This is a genomic window from Pseudoblastomonas marina (genome assembly GCF_014641655.1).
Taxonomy (GTDB): domain Bacteria; phylum Pseudomonadota; class Alphaproteobacteria; order Sphingomonadales; family Sphingomonadaceae; genus Alteriqipengyuania_A; species Alteriqipengyuania_A marina.
Window position 1 is genome coordinate 384,671 of the sequence record NZ_BMID01000001.1, and the last position, 23,599, is coordinate 408,269.

The following is a 23,599-nucleotide window of genomic DNA, read 5'->3' on the forward strand; positions in this document are numbered from 1 at the left end:
ATTTCAGTCAGCCGGTCGGTCTTCGATCAAAATCGTGGCGATATATAGGGGGCGCATCTCGCCCTTGGACAGCCCTGAAAACGAAGTCGTGGTCATCGTCGGAGCCAAAAAGCTTGCTGCGATCAAACCTTCGCTCGAGATTTTCCGCGGTGATTGCGCTTTCAAGGTCTGCCAGACGACGACTAACCCAGCGGTCGAACTCCACCACTCTCGGGTGGGCATGCTCCCCATCGGGCTCACAGAATTTCGGAAGCAATTCCTTCAGTTTTTCGATCTCTTCGAGTTCTCGCAGAATACTCGTCAAGGCGGCGCCGCGACGCTGCTCGATATATTCCGTTCGCTGAGCGATTTCCCGCTGCCTTCGCGCTTCTTCGGCGGCCTTTTCCCGATTTTCCCGCTGCAGTCTCTGCTGTCGCTTGGCTGCGGCTATAACCGCAACACCAATCGCAACTTCCGTGGCGATGACCTCGAGCCTCTGGACCTTGGCATCGTTGAAGGTTCGCCTCGGAGATGGCTCGCCTGCTACCCATACGTGATCCAGTTCCAGGCTGAGCTTTCCGGTCGGCCGCCAGTCCCATTCCGGCGTTACGGGTCGTTTCGACCAGTCAATGTCGAACCACCCATTTCTCCGCCTCTCCAGCATCCGGTCCCACTTCGCCTCCGCAGCCAGCTCGCTCGCCGTCGGCTGGTGTTTCAGGCGCTGAAAGGTTTCGGACAGGGAAAAGCCCACATCGTCCATTCCGTTGGTGAAGCGGGCCGGCCCCTTATCGGGCGAGACCAGATTAAAGTCCTGTATACACGCGGCACTCGTTACCTGCCCGAGGATTCTGCCAAGGCGATCGATCGACGCTGGAGCAATTTCGCAGCGAATGAGGCCGTCGCGAGCGCAGGTGACCAGCCCCATGTGAGAGGCGTGCGATCGCCTCAGAACGGCCAGCGTGGCCGAGACGATTTCGCATTCGTCTGGCGAATGCCCTCCTTGATCGCCCGCTGCGCGGTCGCGTGCCTTGGCGCGCTCGCCAGCGAGTACGCCTGGTTGGCGTGCGGCAATCAGAACCTTTCCATCATCGTCGGGCGGGGCCGCTCGAAGCGGCGTAACCGATACCTTCTTCCCTGCTTTCTGCTTTGCCCACCAGCCCGCCGGGGGTGTGGGGATCGCGTGCTTGCGACAGCTCTTGTGCAGAGCGACATCGGATAGCCCGAACTCCTTCGCCAGCTGTGTCATTGGTCGTGACCAGACGAGTGCATGGAACTCCTCACGGGTAAACGCCTTGGTCATGCTCGGAATCCTGCCCATTTGCTGGTTGCGCCATCGTGACGAGTCGCAACTCGCTTTGCGACGCCTCGGTCATGATAGCGCAGCAGCCACGCGAACGGGGCTCGATTGATCGCCCGGGCCCCGGACTCGTTTCAATGCATATATGCGCTGCATTGGCATTCCGCTTAGATTTGATATCGAAAAATCAGATATACACGTTGAAATGCCGATCAAACGCTAATTGCGCCTATCAAATATGAGTCATAATCTCCGCCTCACTGGAGAAAAGACATGACCAAGATCAACGCCACCAACCTCCGCCTGCTGCGGGTGCGACGGAATCTGACCCTTGATGCACTCGAGGAGCTGTCGGGTGTGAACCGGGTAACAATCAGTCGCATTGAGAACGGCAGCAGGCAGAACAGCCGTCGTCATACCCTTGAAGGTCTGGCCAAGGCTCTTTCGACCGATATCGAAACGCTGACCGGTCCCGACCTGAACGAAGGCTCGCCGGACGGGCCCTTCAGTGGGCGCAAGAGTCAGATGAATGTCCGTATGGCAGATGACGCGCGCAACGCGCTGGCGCTCGTCGCCCTCCGCTACAACGTGAAGCCCGCTCACATCCTGCATGTCGCGCCCTTCCTGTTCCTTTGGGCAGCCGAGGAAAGCCTCAGGCGCCGGCAGAAGCATCTGGACGAGGTCGCGAACCAATGGGACCTGCTGGGAAAACTCGCCGGGGCTCGTCACCTCAGTCCGAAACTGCAGGAAAGCTGGGAAGCCGATGATCTGATGGTCGCCGAAGAGGGCTCGATCAGGGCGAGGGACCTGTTCGGGCTGAAGATCGCCGACGAGCATCTGCGCGAGGAGTATGAGGACAGCGAGCAGAACCCGTTTGCACGTTTCCTCGCCTCGCTGGCCGCGGATCTTGGAGACCTTGCCGAGTTTGAGCACTGGTCGCCCTACTGGGACGGACCGGGTTATACCCTGGGACAGAACGAAGCGGAGCGGCTGACCGGTGGGAACGCGGCGGCAGCAGGGGAGATCGTCCATGGCTATGCCCCGCTGCATGAGCTGCCGAGGGAAATCAGGGAAGCGGGCCCAAAAGCAATTGCGGAATGGGCGACCGAGGCGGGCAACAAGACCCGGGAAACCTGGAAGGGCCTCCTCGATGAGCTGGAGATCTGAAATGGGCGCTCTCGGCATTTCACGGCACGCCCGGACCCGCATGGCGCAGCGCGGACTGAGAGAGGCGGATATCGACCTGATCCTGAGGCTGGGCAGCGAGGTTGAAGGCGGGATCCTGGTGCGCCGGAAGGATTTCGAGCGCTATGCGGCAGGTCTGCGGGATCAGTTGCGAAGGGCCGAGCGCCTCGTGGGAAAACGCCTGGTCATGGCGGATGACACACTCGTCACCGCCTATCATTCCAGCGGAACCGACACCAAGCGTCTACTGCAGAACTGAATGCTGGATGTTTCAGGTACTGATCGGAGGAACGGATGTCCTACTGGGTCTACGAGAACTGGACGCACGACCGGGCGCGGATGCATGCAGGATCATGCAGCCGCTGCAACGACGGGTCCGGTGCTCATGCCGCAGGCTCGGGTCGAAATGGGCGGTGGCTGGGTCCCTTTGACGGTCGTGCCGAGGCTGAGCGCATCATGTTGGGGCTGGGCCGATCGGATGCGGGGGTCTGCGCCTTCTGCGGCGCAGGAGATTCGAACCGGCCTTAACATAACGTCAGTCGTGAAGCGAATAACGTGCGGGGACCCTACGCAGGCCTATAAAGTTCTAACTTGCTGCGAAGGCGGGCAACAGTATGGTCGAGGGCGATCTGGCGATATCTCGTTGCCGCAATAGATTTCAATAACGATAAGGCGCGAGCCGATAGCAACGGTGGCGATCGACGATGCAATTCCTGACGCGCCTGTTTGTCGATCATAGTTTCGATGAATGGGCATCAGACCAGACGCTTCTCGCTGCTCGCGTATTAAACCAAGCCGCAGCAGATCTCATCCTGCAGACTGAAGAAGATCTCACCAAGGCAGGATGGAAGGACGGACTTGTCGACCCGAACGCCTTCCTCAGGGAAAAGATCGCACCGCGTATCAGGGCAGTTGGCGAACCACTGGCGCTCATGCTGATCGAGGATGCGAACGAGGCACTCCAATCGCTGGCAAACGAGCGGGCTCTCTGGAGTCGAAACATCGAAGATGCCCCAGTGCATGGCAACTCCTTTGAGGGGGCGGGCGATATCGCAGCGACGGCAATACCCCTTGGGGCTGGCGCTGCGGCGGCTGCCGCACTGCCCTATTTGGCAATCTCTTCTACGAGCGCTTACTTCGGATTTGTCACTACCACTGCCATAAGCTGGCCGATCGTGGTGGGCGGAGGAGCTATCGCAGCGCTCGGAATTGCCACTGGCATCATCGAGGGTAGCCGCCTCTGGTCGAAGCTCGAAGCTCGCTTGCGACGCAAGTCGCGGGAATTGATCATCTCAGCTTTGCTGCGAGGCACCGCGCAGCGCCCCTCGATCCTTGAACAGCTGGAATCTGAATATAGGCAGACCGCTGAACGAGCTCGATCCATCGCATGACCGGCCGGGCCAATACCCTGCTGCGAGAAGTCCCTCGTGCTCTCCTCGCGAGGGTCAAGAGCGGTGAATACGAGGTTTTCGGATCGATTATTCGATCCAGGGCATCAGGGCGGATCGTAGGACACCTTCAAGAAACTTCCGCTCTTGGCAAATTGGTTTGGCAAGGTCCCATGGGAATGGCGAGCTTCTTGGCTGATGCTGTTACTGCCGTCCAGAATGAGCAGATCAAGGCAGCAGTCGAGGTGGTGAAGTCCCTGCAGCTTGCCAATCTGGCGCTGAGTGCAGCATCGATCGGCGTTTCGGTGGCGGGCACAGGCGCACTCTTGCACAAGCTTTCTGACGTGGAGCGTAAGGTCGATGAGTTGCAGCCTTTGCTGGAGGTGTTGAGCAGGAATATCAGGGATCTTCGTCAAGAACGAATTGAGGAGGACTTTACGCGGCTTTCGACACTGCTCGCGCAGCTGGAAGAGTGTTGGAGTCTCTCCCAACCAGAAATGGAGTGGCGCGCAATTGCTCGCGAAGCGCATTTCCTTGCCGAGAACTTCAAGCGGCGCCTGCAGGAGACCAAGAAGGAAGGAGCGGATCCGCTCGCAGTAATGCCTTTCCTCGACGCGTTCGGACTTGCCTCGATGGTGCGGGTAACTTCGAGAATGGCCTGTGACGACACCGGAGCTGCGCTAGAAGCGGCCAAGGCGTCTGCCTCTGATCTCATAGCCATGGGCCGCGAGATTCAGCTTGCGCCATTGGTCCTCGCACGCGTTCGGCAATCCACTGATGCGATGGGTACACCAGCATGGACCAAGGCGATTGAGGAAACCGAGACCGAGCTTCAAGCGCCGATTGGCGTGCTTCGCCAACAGGAAGCGGCTGCCGCCTCACGTGCCTTAACCATTGAACATCTTCGTTCGCTCAATGTTTCCGGGCGACAGTGGCTCGAGGCGGCCCGCGTGGAAGAGAGATTCCCGGTCGTCTATTTTCCCTTCGATGATTCCGATTTTTAGGCTGTCCTTTTTTCGGAGTTGCCGTCTCTCCGTGCTGTCACGCCTCGCCCGGCGTCGGGGTGGCCGGTCACTGGAGGAAAGGTGAGACTCCAGCGACCAGCCTGCCGGTGTTTTTCCCGCGACCGCCGGCTGCGCGTGCTCCCTGTCATTGCAGGGAGCGGGCTCGCGCCGCGCTACCCGCTCACGCAGGCATCAAGTGCCCTGCGTGCGGTGTCGAGCGTGGTCACGCGAAGGCGAGCCAGTGGCTTGTTGCGGAAGGTCTCCAGCGTGTTGAGATTGCTGTTGCGGCCGGTCTTCGACCCCGGAAGCCAATCAGGCGCAAGGTCGTTGATCCGTCCCTCGGCGAGCGACCGGGTGAAGTAGAGCAGCGGCGTCCCCGCGCGTTTCTCGACTGCCACTTCGTGGCCACACGCCGTGCGATAGCGCAGGACATATTTGGAATGTCCTTTCGGGTGTTCCTCAATGTTTCGGTGGCTGATGAGAAGCGCGTGCAGTTCAGCGGTCTGGCGACCGAGGCCGGTGGTGTGGTCCATATTCAATCTCCTGTTTTCTAAATTCAGTTCTGAATGCCAAGCTTGGCGGTGATGCCATTGATGACACCGGTCGGCAGGACGCTGCCCTGATCAAACCAGTTGCGAGCGTCATCGAAGGTGAAGCCCAGCTCGTTGCCGAGAGTTGAGAGGGGGCCCAGATTGACGATGCTGGCGATGAGCAGCCCTCGTGTCGCACCGCATGCATCGGAGTTGGCCAGCTCGCGGGTCAGCCAGGCAGGGGCGATCTGCGCAACCTTGAAGTCCTTCCTGCCGACAAGCCATTCGAGCGCGTCTAGGGCATTAAGCGAGACGAATGCCGGCGCTGCCTTGCCACGCTGACGGACGGCACGGTCGGCACTTGTCCGGACCTGCTTTCCTGGTCCGCAACGGTTACGAATTGTCCGGATGTCGAGACCGGAAAGAAGGGCGAGATCACCCACGCTCAATGCGGTTTCGCTCTCGCCGCAGAACCCGCCTTCAATCGTCTCGATCAGATTGAGCCATGCAAACGAGAGGTTGTAGAGTTGCCTGACGGCGCCATTCCGTGCCCCGGTCAGATCCGTGCCGCCAAGCGCGACGTCCGGCAGGGTCGAGAGGAAGTGCTCGAGGAAATAGAGATTGTCGTTTCGGCCGAATTCGGTGTCCGGGCGGTTGGGATCGTCGATCGACAGCCCGCGAGCGGAGACCATGGCATGGAGTCGCCGGACCCGCTCGGCGATGTCGAACCGGTCGAGGTCAATTGCAGCAATCGCTTCCTCGGACAGGTTCTCATCCGCGAGCCCCTCAACCTCGATGCCGAGAAAGCCGTTTCGAAGTTCTTCACCCAGGGGTGCCGCCAGCGTGAAATAGAGATCATCTGCCTTGAGCAGAAGGCAGTGCCTCAAATTGGTCTCGGTGTCCGTGAGAGACGGGATTTCCATGACTGCGCTCCGTTGTGATATCTCCATATCACTCACTTGGAGGATTCGGTCAAGCTAAAAATGATATCTACATATCACGCTCTACTTCAGTCCAGTCAGTGGTGCCCCATTTTCATCCATCGTCGTGGCCCTGCCCTCTCGATTACCAAGGCCTGCGCTCCAGCCGCACCACGTTGCGAGCCCTGCCATCCGGTTCGTATTCGGTGAGAAGCCAAGTCCAGTGCTTCAGCTGATGGCGAACGAACTGACTGAAGCTGTCCGCCTGGTCGTCGTACTTGCCGTGCGGGAAGGCGCGCAGCTCGTTCCGGAAGTCGTCGAGCCACGGCGCCTCTCGTGGCAACAGAAATCGTCCTGATTCAACTTCCGCAAGGCACGCGTTGAAGCGGTCTTCCTTGCTGGTCACGGGAGCGACTGCAATCGGACGCAACCTGTTCGTCGCTCGCAGTTCCTGCAGCAACGCATGCCCGCTACCTGCCTTTTCGATTATGACCCGGTCGGCACGATAGCGTCGGCTGAGATCCTGGACCGCTCGGAACAGGTCGGGATAGTCGAGCCGTTTGCGGAGCACGTCGAGGAGGTACCATTTTCTCTCGTGGCGCTCGAACCCCCAGGTTGTGCACACCGAGTAGTCGCTGGTCGGTGCCGCACTCATTCCGGTGTCCCAGCTCTGGACCACCTTGAGGAAGTCGTGCCGCTCCGGAGGTTCATCGTAGACCCCAAACCACTTGAGCCGGATCATGTTGCCCTCGGCTGTAACGGGCTCCTGCTGGTACTGCGAAGAGAAGACCACCGGGCCGAGATCACGACGCAACTGGTCAAGCGTCGCGCGGTTTTCGCGGGAAGGGTTGAGCAGGTCGCCGATTGATCGATGGTGTGACCGTCCCCTGCCGGTCGCGACGCACTCCTCCTTCTCGGCAATGGCGGGGAGGTTGAGGTGTTGGTATCCCTTCTCGAACATGTAGGCGGGCAAGTCATCCTCGTGGAGGCGTTGCTGGATCGAGATAATGCGCCCCGTTGCCTTGTTGTTGAGGCGGCTCAGCAAGGTATTGTCGAACCAGTCGCGCAGGTTCTGCCGTTCGACAGCGCTCTTTGCCTCGTCGGCCTTCATGCAGTCATCGACGATAATGATGTCTGCGCCGAAGCCCGTAATCGAACCCTGCACCGAAACTGCCTTGCGTACGCCGCCTGCCGTCGTCTCGATTTCGAGGGCGCGGTTGCCGCGATCGCTTATCCGCGTGCCTGGAAAATCCTTCTGGTACCAGTCGCTCTCCATCAGCGTGCGGGTCTGGTTCGAATGGTGCCGGGCGAGGTCCTGGCTGTAACTCGCGACCATGATCTTGGCTTTCGGCTCGTGTCCAAGGACCCACGCGACAAACGCAACAGACGCGGTCACCGACTTCAGGTGCCGCGGCGGAACGGTGATAACGAGGCGCCGCTCCTCGCCAGATCGTGCCTGCATGAGGGCATGGCAGATCGCTTCAAGGTACCAAGCCAGCTCGAGCGGCGGATCTCCGGGGTGAAGCGTCTCGAACGCCTTAATCAGGAATAGCTCGAACTGCTGGCGGCGCATGGCCGACAGGAGGGTGGGTTTGTGTAGGTTCATGACCTCACTCCTTGCTGTTCAGCCAATTGCGCTTCGAAGGCAGCCAGTATGGCGAGATCAGCGGAGGAGAGGCTCTCGTCGGTCGTCAATTCCTCGTCAGGTCCGGCGACATCGGGAACCGCGACCCGCCATAGCTTCATCAACTCGAACTGTGCGCGGGCATCGCCCTTCAGGGCCTTTTCCAGCGTCTTCTGCAGGACCGCCTCGATCTTGCTAATCTTCCTGGTTCCCTCGGAAGTCCGGACAGCCAGCTTTCCGCCAAGTGTCTCACGCACGATGGTGTTGAGACCCTTTGCCCCCTTGGGCCGGCCCCTTGGATTTCCGGACTGGCCCGGCTTGAAGCGGGTCGTCACAGGCGGTTTCCCGTAGCCGACTTCGTAGACCGGACCTGGTGAACCCGCTCTAAGTTCTTCTTCAGCATCGATTGGGCTCAGCTTTGTAGGTTCGGGGTCGTTGGTGTCCGGAAGCAGGTCGGACGTATCTATCGGCGGCACTGTACGAGTGCGTTTTCTCGCTGGTGGCAATCGGCGAGGCTGGTCCTCGTCCTCCTCGGGGAAGGCGCTGATCCAGTCGGGAGCAGGTTTGAACGGCATGGCTCGTCTCCGGAAAACATGGGATGGCGCGCCGGCCAATTGGTCGGGCCGGCGCGCGAAGAAACTGATCAAGCAGCGCTGGTCGTTTTTTGGGCCGCCGGGATTTCATTCTCGGCCGGGTTGTCGGCGCGGAGCGCGGCAACTTCGGCAAAGCCTTGGCCAGTTTCGAGCAGCACGGCTCTCTCGCCTGTCATGGTTTCCCATCGCCGGATCGCGACATCGACATATCCCGGCTCGATCTCGATGCCGTACCCCCGACGCTTCGTGCGTTCGCATGCCAGTATCGTGGTGCCAGAGCCCATGAAGGCGTCTAGCACGATTTCACCGGGGTGGGTGACGTCTCGGATCGCGTCGGCAACGAGGGCGGTGGGCTTGACGGTCGGGTGGTCCGCGAGATCCTTCATGCGGTCCTTCCCGAAGGTATTTATGCCTGCGTAGTCCCAGACGTTGGTGCGATAACGCCCGTGCTTGCCCAGCTCGACGTTGTTGGTATGCGGGGCCTTCCCCTTCTTCGTGATGAAGACCAGCTCGTGCTTCGACCGGTACAGGCTCCCCATCCCCCCGTTGTTCTTGTTCCACGCGCACAGGTTGAGCAGCGAAAGTCCGTTACCCTCGATTGCGGACAGCAACTCGCCGAGATGACGCCAGTCCATGCACAGATCGAGCACCGCGCCGTCCTTGCAGTGTGGAAGCATCGCCGCGATGAACTCTGACAGGAACGCGGTGAACTCGGCCTTGGTCATCTCGCCTGAGGCCATGGCAAACTCGGCATGGCTCACCTTGCCGAGCCCACAGACGTGCCCCGAGACGGGGACGTTGTAGGGTGGGTCGGTGAATACCATCGCAGCCGTCTTGCCATCGAGCAGCTTCGACCAGTTCGCAGTTTCGAGGCTGGAGCCACAAAGGAGTCGGTGCTCGCCGAGAAGCCACAAGTCGCCAGCGCGACTGACTGGTTTTGCCGGCGGTTCAACCTGGTCGTCAGCATGGTCCGCGCTGGGCTCGTCGGCCGGCCCGAAATCTTCCTCGAGCACCAAGTCAATCTCGGCCGTTTCCCAGCCCAGTATCTCGACCGGGGCCTCATCGAACTCGATGATCGCGGCCAGTTCGATCGCCAGCGCCTCGCGATCCCAAGCCCCGAGTTCAGCGAGCCGGTTGTCGGCGAGCCGATAGGATCGCACCTGCGCTGGGCTCCATTGGTGGGCGACGATAACAGGCACCTCGGTTATCCCGACGCGGCGAGCCGCTTCGAGGCGCGCCTCGCCAGCAATGATGATGTCCTGCTCATCGACCAGCATCGGCATCGCGAACCCGAATACTCGGATTGAACCGGCGAGTTTGACCAGCTGCTTCTCCGGGTGCTTGCGTGGATTGTTCTCGTATCGCTTGAGCGAGACCAGCGACCGATACTCGATTGGGCCGAGCTTTTGCTCGAGCGAGGCGATGTCATTGCGAATGCCGTTGGCGGCCCGCTTCTTTGATTGGCTTTTCATCTGAAATGTCCTTCGTTGCCGAGCAGGCAGCACGAGTAGGGACGAGGCTTGCAGCACGCGGGCGACAACCAAGGTCCCGCCAGGTGCAGTGCACGGCGGTTGCTGTTGGTTGTCCCGAGAATTGCTGCTGTGCGCCGAAGGGCGCGGTGCCTCTGCCTCGAAGGACAGCGATGAGGTTGGATTGGGCTCCCTGCTCGTCAAGGAGGCCGAGCAAAAATAGTCCGCGAAAATCGCGAACATGCTTCCCTGCTAATCGACAGATTGATCCCTGCTCGCGCCTGTAAATTCCCTGTTATCGTTTTAGGGAAATCCATTCTGGGAATGGCTGATTTCTGCCGGTCCAGCGTACCGACCCGGCCCCTCATCGGAGGCATAATTCATCTTTTCCCTGTTAATTCCCTTGAAGCAGGGAATTGCATGTGGAGAGCGGTTCGCAGCTGACTGCCTCCTCCGCCATTTTCCCCGATCGTTTACGAACCGTCACGACCGCGCGCGGGATGACTAGAGATCGGGCAGTCGCTGTTCGGCGAAGCCCCATCCGGCCAGCGCCTTGCTTTCGGCGCGCTCCACGAGGCGTTTCGCATCGTCGATCGAAAACGGGTGCGCATTGTCGATCGATTTCAGCTCGTTCCAATCGATCGGAACCGCCACCGGCGCGCCGCTCCGCGCGCGTGCGGAGTAGGGCAGCACGGCGGTGCTGCCACGCTGGTTGCGCAGCCAGTCGATGAAGATCTTCCCCTTGCGCTTGGCCTTGCTCATCGTGGCGGTGAAGCGGTCGGGCTCGGCGATCGCGAGCGCCTCGGCGAAGCGCCGCGAAAAGTCCTTGTGCGCGTCCCACGTATGGCCGGTCCTCAGCGGCACCACCACGTGCACGCCCTTGCCGCCCGAGAGCATGGCGAAACTGACCAGGCCGAGATCGGACAGCCGCGCCCTGATGTCGCGCGCCGCGTGCCTGACATCGGCGAAATCGAGACCCTCGTCGGGATCGAGATCGAACACCATCCGGTCGGGCGCTTCGACGTCGTCGCTGCGCGAACCCCAGCCGTGGAACTCGATCGTCCCCATCTGCACGCATTGCAGGATACCGCGCGCATCCTCGACATAGAGGTAGTCCTCGGTCCCGCCGTCCTTCTCGCGGATCGGGACGTGGTGGACGTGGTCGCCAAAGGCCCCGCTATCGTGCTTCTGGAAGAAGCATTTCTTTGCGCGCCCCTGCGGGCAGCGAACAAGGCTGACCGGCCGGTGGCCGGCAAACGGCAGCATGATCGGTGCAACCGCGGCATAATAATCGGCGAGCTGCCCCTTGGTCTGCCCGCTATCGGGAAAGATGATCCGCTCGCGGCTGGAGATCTTCACCACCTCTTCGGGTGCGGGCGTCGGCGCTGCGCGTTCGGGCGTCACCTTTTTAGCGGGCTTGTCCGAACGCAGGCCGAGATAGCTGCCGTGGCGGATGTTCCCGTCGGCGGTGAATTCGGAAAAGGCCACTTCGACGACGAGTTTCGGAGTGAGCCACGTGACACCGCGGGCGCTTGCCGAGTCGGTCTCGACCGGCGGCGTCTTGCGCTCCAGCCGCTTCATCTTCGCCGCCAGCTCGTCGAGTTCGTCGGTGGTGAACCCTGTGCCGACATTCCCCTTGTAGACCAGCTCGTCGCCCTCGTATTGCGCCATCAGCAGCGAGGCGAAGGGGCGGCCGCGGGCCGAACTCTTCTTCCACCCGACGATGACGAATTCCTGCCTCCGGGTGCATTTGACCTTCACCCACGCCTTGCTGCGCGCGTGGCGATAGGGGGCATCGATCTTCTTGGCGATGATCCCTTCCTGCCCGGCCCCGCACATCGAAGCGTAGAGTTGCTCGCCCGCGCCGATGACGTGATCGGCGATATGGATCGGGGGCTCGGCGGTGGAGAGCAGCGCTTCGAGCCGCTCCTTGCGCTCGATATTGGGAAGCTTCGCCAGATCCTCCCCGTCGAGAGAAAGCAAGTCGAAAGCATGGAAGGCGAGCGCATCCTGCTTCGACTGGCTCCCGTGCCCGCGCTTGAGGACCTGCTGCAGCGTCGAGAAATCGGGATTGCCCCTGGGGTCATAGGCGACGATTTCGCCATCGATCAGGCAGGCCGGCAGGTCGAGCGCGGCGATCGCTTCGACCAGCGGGCCGAACTTGTCGGTCCAGTCCTTGCCGCTGCGGGTGAAGACCCGCACCTCGTCACACCTGGCGGCGACCAATGCGCGATAGCCGTCGAACTTTATCTCGTGCATCCACCCGTTCCCGGCGGGAACCTCGTCGACCAGGGTGGCGAGCTGGGGCTGGGCGAACTTGGGAAGCGGGGCAGGCTTTCGCTTGCTGCGTGGCTTGGCATTGCGGGCATTGCGGGAGGAGGCCTTTTCCATTTGTGCGAGGAAGGCTTCATCCTTCTTGCCGGCGAGCAGGTATTCCCCCTTCTTGTCGGCCGCGATCTCGGCCATCGAGCGACCGGTGAGCACGCTGGTCAGCTCGCGCTCGACCAGTCCATCGCCCGCCTCGGCATGCCCGTCCTGCAATTTCCTGAGCAGCCAGTTTTCGCGCTTTTCACCGGGCTTCTTTTTCAGCCGGATAAGCAGCCAATCGCCCCGCATCCGCTCGCCTTCGAGGCGGAAGTGGAGGTGGCCCTTTTCGAGGTCCTGCGCGCTTTTGCCTTCGACCGGGGCCCAGCTGCCACGATCCCACAGCATCACCGTGCCGCCGCCATATTCGCCCTTGGGAATCGTGCCCTCGAACTCGGCATAGGACATCGGATGGTCTTCGGTGCGGACCGCCAGCCGCTTGATGTCGGGATCGGGCGAGGGACCCTTGGTGACCGCCCAGCTCTTGAGTACGCCGTCCACTTCTAGCCGCAGGTCCCAGTGGAGCCTGGTGGCGTCGTGCTTCTGCACGATGAAGAGGTTGCCGTTCGTGCTGCTTTGCGCCTTGCCCGAGGGCTCGGGCGTCCGATTGAAGTCGCGTTTCGCATTGTAGGTCGCCAGCGGATCGGCCGGCTTGCGCCCGCTCGCCATGTCAGGCGCTCTTCTTGCTCTTCGATCCGGACTTTGCGGCGCCGGACTTCTTCTCACCGACCGATTTCTTGAGCGCCGCCATCAGGTCGATCACGTTGCCGCCTTCGCTGCCACCCGGCTCGTCGACGTCCTCGATGATCGCCTTCTTGCTCTTGGACTTCGCCTTCTTGTCGATCAGCTTGCGCAGCGCCTCGACATAGCGATCCTCGAATTCGCTCGCGTCGAAGGGCGCGCTCCTCTCCTCGATCAGCTTGGTTGCGAGGTCGAGCAGTTCCTTCTTCGGCTTGGACTCGTCGATCTCGGAGAAGAACCCCTGCGCCTTGCGCACCTCGTCGGCATAGCGCAGCGTTTCGAGCAACAGTCCCTTGCCGCACGGCTTGATTGCGACCAGCTTCTCGCTGCCGCGCACCGAAAGCTGGCCGAGCGCGACCTTCTTGGACTTGCGCAACGCCTCGCGCAGCACGACGAAGGCTTCCTCGGCGAGATCGTCCTTCGGTGCGACGTAATAGGGCTTCTCGAAATAGAGCGGATCGATCTCGCAGGCGTCGACGAACTGGACCAGTTCGAGCGTCTTGCGGCTCTCGATCTTGACCGCCTCGATCTCTTCGTCCTCGAGCAGCACGTATTCGCCCTTGGAGATCTCATAACCCTTGATGATCTCGTCGCGATCGACCGGACCTATGCCGGGAGCGGTCTTTTCGTACTTGATGCGCTTTCCGCTCGGCTCGTGGATCTGGTTGAACCTGATCTTCGCGCCCGACTTGCTCGCCGAATAGATCTCCACCGGAATCGAAACCAACGCGAGTCTGATTTGCCCCTGCCAGTAAGCGCGTGCCGCCATTGCTTGCCTCCGTTTCCTGAAGAACAGCGCTTGGCCCGTGAAATGGTTTCGCTCGCCCCGGGCAGGCCAAACCCGCATGCCGAAGTCATCGCGCCTGCTCCGGTTTCCGGCTGCCACCGATGCCGATCAGGTCACGGCGCCGCGTTGCCGTTGGCCAGCAGGTGCGCGGTGCTGTCGAGAATCGCGTCGGCGCTGGCCGGCTTCGGGACCACCAGGTCGTCGTCGAACTGGGGCGGCAATTCGGTGCGCGAACCATAGCCGGTAACGAACACGATCGGGATACCGATCTCTTTCAGCTTTTCCGCCAGCGGTATCACGGTCGTCCCTTCGGCGAGCGCGAAGTCGAGGACCGCGATGTCGGCGTTTGCGTAATCCGATCCGAGCGCGTCCTCCAGCTTGAGAAACGGGCCGATTATCTCAGCGCCGACCGATGCGAGGACGTCGGCATGCTGTTCGGCGATCAGCCATTCGTCGTCGAGGACGAGCACCTTCTTGTCCTTGAGGCAAGCGTGCGAGGCGTGGTCGGCAATCACCTGCTTTTGCGGTTCGGCTTCGGCCACCGGCAGCAATCGCGTCATCGGCATGTCGAGGACTACCTCGATACCCTTCTGTTTCCATTCGATCGAGACGTGCGCGCCAAGCTGCTGGTGCGCCATCCGGTCGAGCACCGTGGTGCCGAAGCCTTGCCTCTCCGGCTTGGTGACCTCGGGGCCGCCACTTTCCTTCCAGCGCAGTTCCAGCCGATCGCCCTCGATCTGCTTCCAGCGCACCTCGACCTTGCCGCGCGAGCGCGAGAGCGCACCGTATTTGAGCGCGTTGGTGGTCAGTTCGTGGAAGATCATCGAGAGCGATTGCGCGGCGCTCGGCGAGACGGTGATCTTCGGTCCCGACAATTCGACCTGGCCATCGGCGGCCTGGCCGACGACCTCGTCCTGCAACAGCGATCGCAAGTGTGTCCCCGACCAGCGCGCCTGCGCCAGCAGGCTGTGCGTGCGCGCCATCGCGTCGAGCCGGGCCGAGAAATCCTCGAGGAATTCCTCGACGCTGTCGGTCGTCTTCGACGTGATGCGGGTGATCGACAGGATGACCGCGAGCAGGTTCTTCACGCGATGGTCGAGCTCGCGCATCATGAACTCGTTCTGCTCCTCGTGCTGCTTGCGCTGCGTGATGTCGCTGTTGATGCCCAGCACGATCTGGCGATCGCCCTGGGTCACGCGTTCGCCCTTGCCGAACAGCCAGATCATCTCGCCATCGGGGCGGAAGAAGCGGAACTGCTCCTCGAACGGCTTGCCCGTCTCGACCGTCTTGCGCATCGCCTGTTCCACCCGCTCGCGGTCTTCCGGAGCGATGTGATCGTAGAAGGTCTCGGCGGCGGGACGCGACTTGGCGTTGACCATTCCCGTGATCTTGCGGAGGCGCTGGTCCCAGGTGACCTCGTCGGTGGCGGTGTCGACGGTCCACACCCCCATGTTCGCGACGCTGATCGCAAGCGAGAGGACCAGCCGTTCGCGGGCGAGGAATTCCTCGCGCGTGGACTGCATCACTGCCAGGGCGATGATGTTGGATGCGGCCTCGAGGATGGAGAGATCCTCGTGGCTGAACACCCCGGCCTTGCGATCGTGCAGGCCGATCACGCCCCACGGTTTCTGCCCGACCGTGACGACGGTGCTGATTCCCGATCTCACCGAATGGTCCTTCAGCAGCGGGGGGCCTTCGAAGCGTTTCTCCTCTTCGAGGTCGGCGACGAGCACCGCACCTTCTTCGAGCATCGTATAGCCGGCCTGGCTGTGCCGCCCGGCCGTGACTTCGGACTTTCCGATCGTGCCGGGATTCCAGCCCGCACCGGCGACCAGGTTGAATGCCTTTCCATCGTCGGAAAGCTTGAGAACCTTGCTGAAATCGCAGTCGAGCGCTTCGCGCAGCGAGGCACAGGCCTCGTCGAGGAAATCGTCGATTTCGCGGATCGACAGCGCGGATTGGCCGAGCTTCGCGATAATGCGCGCCTGCCGCTCGCGCGAGGCGAGCAATCGTGCGGTGCGGGCCTGATCGGTAATATCGGTGAAGGTCGCGACGACGCCGCCGATCCGTTCCTCGGACGTGCGATAGGGCTGCAACCGGCGCAGGTATGTGCGGCCCTCGTCGTCCGAGATCTCGCATTCGATCGGCTGGAGGTCTTCGAGGACCTTGCGTGCGTCTTCCTCGAAGGCGGGGTCGTCGATCTTGCGCGCCAGGTCGCCGAACGGACGCCCGATATCGGTGTCGCGGAGTTCGATCAGGCCGCGCATGGTCGGGGTGAAGCTCGAGATGTGGAAATCGTTGTCGAGAAAGATGACCGGCAGTCGGGTGGACGACAGCAGGTTGCGCAGGTCGTCGGTCGCCTTCTCGACCTCCTCGATCTTGTCCTCGAGCTGGTGGTTGACGGTGACCAGTTCCTCGTTGAGCGATTGCAGCTCCTCGCGACTGGTCTCTAGTTCCTCGTTGGCCGATTGCAGCTCTTCGTTGGAGGCCATCGCCTCCTCGTTGCTGGCCTTCAATTCCTCGTTCGAAGTTTCGAGTTCCTCGACCGTGGTCTGCAGGTCCTCGCGCACGATTTCGAGTTCGTGCTCGAGATGGCGGACCTGCTCGTTGCCGGTTTCGGCTGCGCTCGCATCGTCGGAAACGGACGAGTGCGGATCCCCGACCTCGACGAAGGTGACGAAAAAGCGAGCCTCGTCCGCGCTCTCGCTCTGTCCCAGCTCGACGCAATCGACCCGCACCGTCTGGTCGCGATCGGCGAACCGAACCGCCACGGTGCGGCCGTCGGGCTTTTCTCCCATTGCGACCCGGCGCACGGTATCGCGCACCCGCGCACGCAGCGTGGCGGGTAGCAGTTCGTAGACATTGTGGGTGGGCGGACCGTCGGGAGTCTCGACGAAGCGCCGGACGGGGCCGGAATAATGCACGATCGTGCCATCGGGTTCGATCACGACCCCGGCCGGAGCGTAGCGATCGAGCAATGACAGGCGGACCTGCTCGTGGAGCTCGTTGGTCCGGCCGCGCTGGGCCTTGGCGAGGAATTGCGAGATCCGACCGGGAGTGGTGCTGCCACGCTGCCTCGCTGTAAAGCGCGCCTCGGCCCGGCCAGGGCGTCGCCGGTAGATATGTGCCTTTTTCGAGATCGACTTGAACTTGCGCGATTGGGTCGAGACCGTTTCCGAGGTGCCCAGCAGCAGGAAGCCTTCCTCGCGCAAGGCGAAATGGAACGTGTCCATCAATTGCCGCTGGTGCGCCGCATCGAGGTAGATCAGCAGGTTGCGACACGAGACCAGGTCCAGCCGCGAGAAGGGCGGGTCGTGGAGGATGTCCTGGTGCGCGAACACGACCCGTTCGCGCAGGCGTTTGTGCACGCGAAAGTGATTGTCCTCCCGGCGGAAGAATTGCCGGAGCCGTTCTTCCGAGACATCGGCGGAGATGCTGTTCGGATACAGACCCTCGCGACCTTGCGAGATCGCGTCGACGTCGAGATCGCTGGCGAAGATCTGCCAGTCGCACGGATGCTCCTGCTGCGCGCAATGTTCCTCGAACAGGATCGCCAGCGTATAGGCTTCCTCCCCGCTCGAACAGCCGGGCACCCAGATGCGCAGCGGTCCGGTCCCGGCCGCTTCGACCAGCGGGGTGATCACCTTGGCGACCACTTCGTCCCACACCGTATCGTCGCGAAAGAACGAGGTGACGTTGATCAGCATATCGTCCGCGAGCTGGCGCAATTCATTCGGGTCCGAGCGCAGGTGCTCGAGATATTCGGACGGCTTCTCGAACCTGAGCAGCTTGAGCCGGCGACGGATCCTGCGGCCGATCGTTCCCGGTTTGTAGGCGGAGAAATCGAGCCCGAGCCGGGCCTTGATCAGCGCGATAACGCTGTTGAGGTCGGCCTGGCCGAATTCCTGCTGGTCGCCATTGTCCATGCGCTTGGCATGCTCGGCGATCGACGCGCAGATTTCCCCGATCGTACCGATCTTGTCGGCATTGCCCGAATCGATCGCCGCCTGCGGCATCCCGTCATACAGCGCGGTTTCGGGCGACTGGACGAAGCTCAACCCGCCCGCCCCCTTGATCGCGCGCAGGCCAAGCGTGCCGTCGCTTCCCGTTCCGGAGAGGATCACGCCGATCGATTGCGGGCCTGCGGCTTCCGCCAGCGAGCGCATGAAATAGTCGATCGGCATGCGCGAACCGCGCGGTTCGAGCGGGGTTTGGACGAACAGGCCGTGATCGACGATGCTCAGATATCTGTCGGGTGGCAGGACGTAGATATGCCCCGGCTCAAGGGCGAGATCTTCCTCGGCCTGGATGCAGGGAAGCTTCGAATCGCGCCCGAGTATGCTGACGAGCTGGCTTTCGTGGTCGGGCGCGAGATGCTGCAGGATGACGTAGGTCGCGCGCGAATCCGTCGGGATGCACTCGACGAGTGCCTTGAGCGCCTCGATCCCCCCGGCCGAGGCGCCAACTGCGACAATCGGATAGTCGAACTTGGACATCGATTGCTCACCCTACCCCATGGCAGCGATGGTAGACGCAATACCGGTGATAAGCCACTGCCGAACGCCTAACAAATGTTGGGGAGCTTACGGGGATCTGCGAGCCTGGAAAAAGCGACGATAGGCGAGGTCGCGCTCAATCCGCCGGCGATCGGTGAACCGCACCGAATTGCCGTCGCGTACGATGATGCCGGTATCGACCAGCTTCTTGAACACGCGGCTCACATGCACCGCTGTCAGGCCGAGCATGTCGGCGAGTTCCGCTTGTGCGAAAGGCGTATGAATCCAATCCGGCGCCTTGCCGACCGTGCGCAATTCGTCGGCGAAGTCGAGCAACAGCAGAAGCGTTCGCTCCATCGCCGGAAGCGAGATGAAGGCACGGATCCGTTGCGTCGTCCGCATCGCGCGCGCCAGTTCGTGGCGCTTGATCGTGCTCGCCAGGCTCGCATCCTCGTTCAGCTTCTCGTCTAGCAGGCCGGGTTCGAGCAACGTCACGCTCGCGCCGCCCTTGAAAAGGATGTCGTCCTGCTCTTCGAACCGGGACAGCCGCGACCAGTTGCAAATCGCGCCGGGACCGAAGAAATCGGCGATGTGACGTCGCCCGTCATGCATGATCGCGAACTTGTACGCCCATCCGCTTTCGATCACGACGATGCTGGCCAGATCGCCGCGCTCGGCCCAGGCCGGGGTGTCGCGATCATAGCCACGCCGGCCCCTGACGAGCGAGCGGAGCGTGTCACCGGATTCGACCGCGGAAAACTTGCCGAGGCGGCTTACCAGCGAAGCGAGCGGAACTGTCTCCGGTGCCGCCACGGCCTCCGGATGCAGTGCTGCCCCATTCTTCCCAGCCTTGGCATGCCCCATGTGAAGTTAACGCTCCCAATACCGGCAGGTTCCAAACTAACACTGGTATTTCATGAACTTGGTCGCCGCTATGCACGTTCATGAAAAATATCGGCTTCGGTGCGATTCGACACCCGCTTGACCGATGTTATCGACAGCGCCGGGGCACGCGCCCAGCCTTTCGCACGCGGGTGGCACGGGCCGTTCCCGCCCGGACCGCGCCCGAAACCGAATCCCTCCCCTTCGGGCCACCCGCAATCGCCCGGCGGTTTCGCCCCCACCTCGCCGACACCTCGCCCGTGCGCCGCGCGCGAGACGAGCCATCGAGGCGTATTGCCCTTCCCGGCTCTGGCCCCTAGCGAGGCGGAAGTGCTCGACAAATCCGCCTTTCGCAATGCGCTGGGAAGCTTCGTGACCGGGGTCACCATCGTGACTGCGCGCGATCCCAGGGGAGAGCCGGTGGGGCTCACCGCCAACAGCTTCAACTCGGTCTCGCTCGACCCGCCGATGGTGTTGTGGAGCCTCGCACTGTCGTCGCATTCGCTGCCCGCCTTCCGCGACGCGACCGCCTGGGCGGTGCATATCCTCGCCGCCGACCAGCAGGATATGTCGGATCGCTTTGCCCGGTCGGGTGCCGACAAGTTCGGCGGCCTCTCCGTCTCGGACGGGCCCGAAGGGGCGCCGCTGATCGCCGGCTGCGCGGCGCGTTTCGGCTGTCGCGCGCGCTACGAATACGAGGGCGGCGACCATGCGATCTTTCTCGGCGAGGTGGTCGATTTCGCCCGCAGCGCGGCCGAGCCGCTGGTCTATCATTCGGGGCGCTATGGCAGGCTGATGCCCAAGGATGGAGGCGGGATCGATCCGCAGGACCACGCCGCGCTGGTGACCGCCGGACTGGTCGAGGAAGGCCCCGACGGCTGGCGGTTGACCGAGACGGGCGAGGCGCAGCGCGCGCTGCTCGACAGGATCGCCCAAGCCGACTGAACCGGCTTGCACGCGCTTCGCCGCTCGCCCATCGTTGCGGGAGAGAGGAGATCCAAGCGCATGACCCCGACAAAGCTGCAGGCGATGCACGACGCATTGGCCAAGGACGAGGACGGCTTCTGGCTCGACCAGGCGCGTTCGCGGCTCGACTGGATCGAGGAGCCGAACGAAGCGGGCGACTGGTCCTTCGACGCGAACGATTTCCATATCCGCTGGTTCGCCGACGGGAAACTCAACCTCAGTGCCAATTGCATCGACCGGCACCTCGATACTCGCGGGGGCCAAACGGCGATCGTATTCGAGGGCGACGAGCCGGGCGAAGGTTACGAGCTGAGCTATCGCGACCTCCATGCCGAGGTCTGCCGCTTCGCCAATGTGCTCAAATCGCGCGGGGTCGCGAAGGGCGACCGGGTCACGATCTACATGCCGATGATCCCCGAAGCGGCGTTCGCAATGCTCGCCTGCGCGCGGATCGGCGCGGTGCATTCGGTGGTGTTCGGCGGCTTCTCGCCCGATAGCCTCGCGGGCCGCATCCGCGATTGCGAAAGCTCGGTGCTGGTAACGGCGGACGGTGGCCGGCGCGGGGGCAAGTCGATCCCCTTGAAAGCCAATGCCGACACCGCGCTCGAAAGCTGTCCCGACGTCCATTCGGTGATCCTGGTCCGGCGCACGGGTGACGACGTGCCCGTGGTCGAGGGCCGCGACGTGTGGTGGCACGATGCGCGCGAAAGCGTCGATGCCGATTGTCCGCCCGAGCCGATGGCGGCGGAGGACCCGCTCTTCATTCTCTACACTTCGGGCTCGACCGGGAAGCCCAAGGGCGTACTCCACACCACCGGCGGCTACCTGCTGTGGGTGACTTTCACCTATCGCCTGCTGTTCGGGCCGGAGGAAGGCCAGGATGTGGCCGAAGACCTGTTCTGGTGCACCGCCGATGTCGGATGGATCACCGGGCATTCCTACGTCGTCTACGGTCCGCTTTCGAACGGCGCGCGCACGGTGATGTTCGATGGCGTGCCCAACTATCCCGACCCGGGCCGTTTCTGGGAAACCTCACACCGGCTGGGGGTGAGCGTGTTCTACACTGCGCCGACCGCGATCCGCGCGCTGATGCGCGAGGGCGACGATTGGGTGACGCAACACGATCGTTCGCAACTCCGCCTGCTCGGCACGGTCGGCGAGCCGATCAATCCCGAGGCGTGGAAATGGTATTCGACCGTGGTGGGTGAAGGGCGCTGTCCGGTGGTCGACACCTGGTGGCAGACCGAGACCGGCGGCACGATGATCGCGCCGGTGCCGGGCGCGGTCGAGACCAAGCCGGGCTCCGCCACCAGACCGCTGCCGGGCGTGCGACCGCAATTGGTCGATGCCGAGGGCGGGGAACTGGACGGCGCGGCGGAGGGCAATCTGTGCCTTACAGCCAGCTGGCCGGGCCAGATGCGCACGGTCTACGGCGATCACGAGCGGTTCTTCCAGACCTATTTCTCGACCTATCCAGGCAGGTATTTCACCGGCGACGGCTGCCGCCGCGACGAGGACGGCTATTACTGGATCACCGGGCGGGTCGACGACGTGATCAACGTTTCGGGCCACCGCATGGGCACCGCCGAGGTCGAGAGCGCGTTGGTCGCGCATCCCAACGTGGCCGAGGCGGCGGTGGTCGGCATGCCGCACGAGATCAAGGGGCAGGGCATCTACGCCTATGTCACGCTCAACGCCGACGCGGCCGAAAGCGACGAATTGCGCGAGGAATTGCGGCAGTGGGTGCGCAAAGAAATCGGCCCCATCGCGACTCCCGACGCGCTGCAATTCGCGCCCGCGCTGCCCAAGACCCGTTCGGGCAAGATCATGCGGCGGATTTTAAGGAAAATCGCCGAGGGCCAGCCGGACCAAGTCGGCGATGTCTCGACGCTGGCCGATCCGGCGGTGGTCGAGGATTTGAAGAAGAACGCGCTGGTCTAGCTAGACCGCCTCGATCGCGTAGCCGGCCGAGCGCACGGTGCGCACCGGATCGGGCTCGCCTTCGATCTCGATCGCCTGGCGCAGGCGCCGAATATGGACGTCGACCGTGCGCTCCTCGATCTCGCTGGCGGTGCCCCAAACGGCATCGAGCAATTGTCCGCGGCTGAAGACCCGGCCCGGACTTTCCATCAGGTGCCGCAGCAGGCGGAACTCGGTCGGGCCGAGCTTCAACTGTTCGCCCTTGCGCGTCACGCGGTGCTGGACGGGATCGAGCTCGATCCCGCCGACGGTCAAGCTCTCGCCCGCAAGGGCGGGGCGGATACGGCGCAGGACGGCATTGGCGCGCGCCACCAGTTCACGCGGGCTGAACGGCTTCGACATGTAATCGTCGGCCCCAGTGTCGAGACCGCGGATCTTGTCATCCTCGGCGCCGCGTGCTGTGAGCATGATGATCGGCACCTGCGCGGTGCCGCTGTCGCGGCGCAACCGGCGGCAGACCTCGATCCCGCTGGTGCCTTCGATCATCCAGTCGAGCACGACGAGATCGGGCACTTCCTCGCGCGCCAGCAGCAGCGCCTCGTCGCCGTCGGAGGTCGCCTGCACCCGGTATCCGGCAGTCTCGAACCGGTAGGCCAGCATCTCGGCGAGCGAGGGATCGTCTTCGACGAGGAGGAGGTAGGGTTGGGCCATTGCTCGTTACCCCCGTCGGCGGTCAGTCTTCGGTCGGCGGGTTGTCGCGGTCGTCGAACATCTGCGCGTCGTGGTCGTGCCCGCCATCCTCGACCAGCGTGTTGCCGGTGGCGGCGAAGTAGACCTGTTCGGCGACGTTGCAGGCATGGTCGGCGATGCGTTCGATATTGCGCGCGATGAACAGCATCTGCGCGGCGGTGCCGATCGTCTGCGGGTTCTCGACCATGTGGGTCACGACATTGCGGAAGATGCTGTCGTAGAAGGCGTCGACCTTGTCGTCGCGGGCGATGATCTCCTTGGCGCGGGCGGCATCGCGCGCGGCAAAGGCATCGAGCACGTCGTGGACCATTTCGCCGGCCAGTTCGCCCATTGCCGGGATCAGCGTCAGCGGCTCGAAATGCTTGCGTCCCTCGATCTTGCCGATCCGCTTGGCGATGTTCTTGGCATAGTCGCCGATCCGCTCGAGCACGCCCGAGATCTTCAGCGCGGCGACTACTTCGCGCAAATCGTCGGCCATCGGCGCGCGCAAGGCGATCAGCCGCACCGCGAGGCGATCGATTTCGGCCTCGAGCGCATTGATCTGCGCATCGCGCTTGCGGACCTTCTGGGCGAGATCGTTGTCGCCGGTTTCGAGCGCGGTGATCGCTTCGGTAACGGACAACTGGGCGAGACCGCCCATCTCCGCGATCAAGCCGCGCAGCTGGGTGATGTCTTCGTCGAATGCCTTGACGGTATGTTCCATA

The 23,599-nt window shown here is 62.6% G+C and carries 18 protein-coding genes; 6 read left to right on the forward strand and 12 right to left on the reverse strand.

What is annotated here, in order from left to right:
* Nucleotides 1–7 precede the first annotated feature (7 nt).
* Nucleotides 8–1,279 carry a hypothetical protein gene (locus IEW49_RS01865; RefSeq protein ID WP_188641083.1) on the reverse strand — a complete coding sequence of 424 codons (1,272 nt, stop codon included), beginning with the start codon at nucleotides 1,277–1,279 and terminating at the stop codon, nucleotides 8–10.
* A gap of 270 nt (nucleotides 1,280–1,549) precedes the next feature.
* On the opposite strand from IEW49_RS01865, the gene IEW49_RS01870 reads away from it, so the two are divergent.
* The 4 genes from IEW49_RS01870 (at nucleotide 1,550) to IEW49_RS01885 (ending at nucleotide 4,853) form a co-directional block, all read left to right on the forward strand.
* Nucleotides 1,550–2,443, forward strand: a complete 894-nt coding sequence (locus tag IEW49_RS01870) for a helix-turn-helix domain-containing protein (protein WP_188641084.1) — start codon at nucleotides 1,550–1,552, stop codon at nucleotides 2,441–2,443.
* A gap of 1 nt (nucleotide 2,444) precedes the next feature.
* Nucleotides 2,445–2,720 carry a DUF4258 domain-containing protein gene (locus IEW49_RS01875; protein ID WP_188641085.1) on the forward strand — a complete coding sequence of 92 codons (276 nt, stop codon included), beginning with the start codon at nucleotides 2,445–2,447 and terminating at the stop codon, nucleotides 2,718–2,720.
* Between the two features lie 445 nt (nucleotides 2,721–3,165).
* On the forward strand, nucleotides 3,166–3,852 hold the full coding sequence (locus tag IEW49_RS01880; RefSeq protein WP_188641086.1) for a hypothetical protein: 687 nt from the start codon (nucleotides 3,166–3,168) through the stop codon (nucleotides 3,850–3,852).
* Between the two features lie 176 nt (nucleotides 3,853–4,028).
* The gene (locus IEW49_RS01885; protein WP_188641087.1) at nucleotides 4,029–4,853 is read left to right on the forward strand and encodes a hypothetical protein; all 825 of its coding nucleotides are present in this window, start codon (nucleotides 4,029–4,031) and stop codon (nucleotides 4,851–4,853) included.
* A 173-nt stretch (nucleotides 4,854–5,026) separates the two neighbouring features.
* Here IEW49_RS01885 and IEW49_RS01890 read toward each other — a convergent pair whose 3' ends face one another.
* The 9 genes from IEW49_RS01890 to IEW49_RS01930 form a co-directional block, all read right to left on the reverse strand.
* Nucleotides 5,027–5,386: a hypothetical protein gene (locus IEW49_RS01890; protein WP_188641088.1), complete on the reverse strand. Its 360-nt coding sequence runs from the start codon at nucleotides 5,384–5,386 to the stop codon at nucleotides 5,027–5,029.
* 23 nt (nucleotides 5,387–5,409) lie between these two features.
* Nucleotides 5,410–6,306: a hypothetical protein gene (locus IEW49_RS01895; RefSeq protein ID WP_188641089.1), complete on the reverse strand. Its 897-nt coding sequence runs from the start codon at nucleotides 6,304–6,306 to the stop codon at nucleotides 5,410–5,412.
* 142 nt (nucleotides 6,307–6,448) lie between these two features.
* Nucleotides 6,449–7,909 carry a phage terminase large subunit gene (terL, locus tag IEW49_RS01900; protein ID WP_188641090.1) on the reverse strand — a complete coding sequence of 487 codons (1,461 nt, stop codon included), beginning with the start codon at nucleotides 7,907–7,909 and terminating at the stop codon, nucleotides 6,449–6,451.
* Nucleotides 7,906–8,502, reverse strand: a complete 597-nt coding sequence (locus IEW49_RS01905; protein WP_188641091.1) for a DUF5681 domain-containing protein — start codon at nucleotides 8,500–8,502, stop codon at nucleotides 7,906–7,908. Before IEW49_RS01905 ends, terL begins: the two co-directional genes overlap by 4 nt.
* A 68-nt stretch (nucleotides 8,503–8,570) precedes the next feature.
* A complete protein-coding gene (locus IEW49_RS01910; protein ID WP_188641092.1) occupies nucleotides 8,571–9,992 on the reverse strand; it encodes a site-specific DNA-methyltransferase in 1,422 nt (473 codons plus the stop codon).
* Nucleotides 9,993–10,493: 501 nt separating this feature from the next.
* Nucleotides 10,494–13,022 carry a DNA ligase D gene (gene ligD / locus IEW49_RS01915; protein ID WP_188641093.1) on the reverse strand — a complete coding sequence of 843 codons (2,529 nt, stop codon included), beginning with the start codon at nucleotides 13,020–13,022 and terminating at the stop codon, nucleotides 10,494–10,496.
* 1 nt (nucleotide 13,023) lies between these two features.
* A complete protein-coding gene (gene ku / locus IEW49_RS01920; RefSeq protein WP_188641094.1) occupies nucleotides 13,024–13,863 on the reverse strand; it encodes a non-homologous end joining protein Ku in 840 nt (279 codons plus the stop codon).
* 131 nt (nucleotides 13,864–13,994) lie between these two features.
* Nucleotides 13,995–18,377: a chemotaxis protein CheB gene (locus IEW49_RS01925; RefSeq protein WP_188641095.1), complete on the reverse strand. Its 4,383-nt coding sequence runs from the start codon at nucleotides 18,375–18,377 to the stop codon at nucleotides 13,995–13,997.
* A gap of 87 nt (nucleotides 18,378–18,464) precedes the next feature.
* Entirely contained in the window at nucleotides 18,465–19,241 is a 777-nt protein-coding gene (locus tag IEW49_RS01930) for a Crp/Fnr family transcriptional regulator (protein WP_188641096.1), read from the reverse strand.
* A gap of 348 nt (nucleotides 19,242–19,589) precedes the next feature.
* Here IEW49_RS01930 and IEW49_RS01935 point away from each other — a divergent pair, with 348 nt between their 5' ends.
* Together IEW49_RS01935 and acs are read left to right on the forward strand one after the other, a co-directional pair.
* Nucleotides 19,590–20,204 (forward strand): flavin reductase family protein, encoded by a 615-nt coding sequence (locus IEW49_RS01935; protein WP_188641097.1) that lies wholly within the window; start codon nucleotides 19,590–19,592, stop codon nucleotides 20,202–20,204.
* 60 nt (nucleotides 20,205–20,264) lie between these two features.
* Nucleotides 20,265–22,166: an acetate--CoA ligase gene (gene acs, locus IEW49_RS01940; protein WP_188641098.1), complete on the forward strand. Its 1,902-nt coding sequence runs from the start codon at nucleotides 20,265–20,267 to the stop codon at nucleotides 22,164–22,166.
* On the opposite strand, the gene phoB is transcribed toward acs, so the two are convergent.
* Together phoB and phoU are read right to left on the reverse strand one after the other, a co-directional pair.
* Nucleotides 22,167–22,856, reverse strand: coding sequence for a phosphate regulon transcriptional regulator PhoB (gene phoB, locus IEW49_RS01945; protein WP_188641099.1), 690 nt, complete (start codon nucleotides 22,854–22,856; stop codon nucleotides 22,167–22,169).
* A 22-nt stretch (nucleotides 22,857–22,878) separates the two neighbouring features.
* Nucleotides 22,879–23,598: a phosphate signaling complex protein PhoU gene (gene phoU, locus IEW49_RS01950; protein WP_188641100.1), complete on the reverse strand. Its 720-nt coding sequence runs from the start codon at nucleotides 23,596–23,598 to the stop codon at nucleotides 22,879–22,881.
* Nucleotide 23,599: the final 1 nt, after the last annotated feature.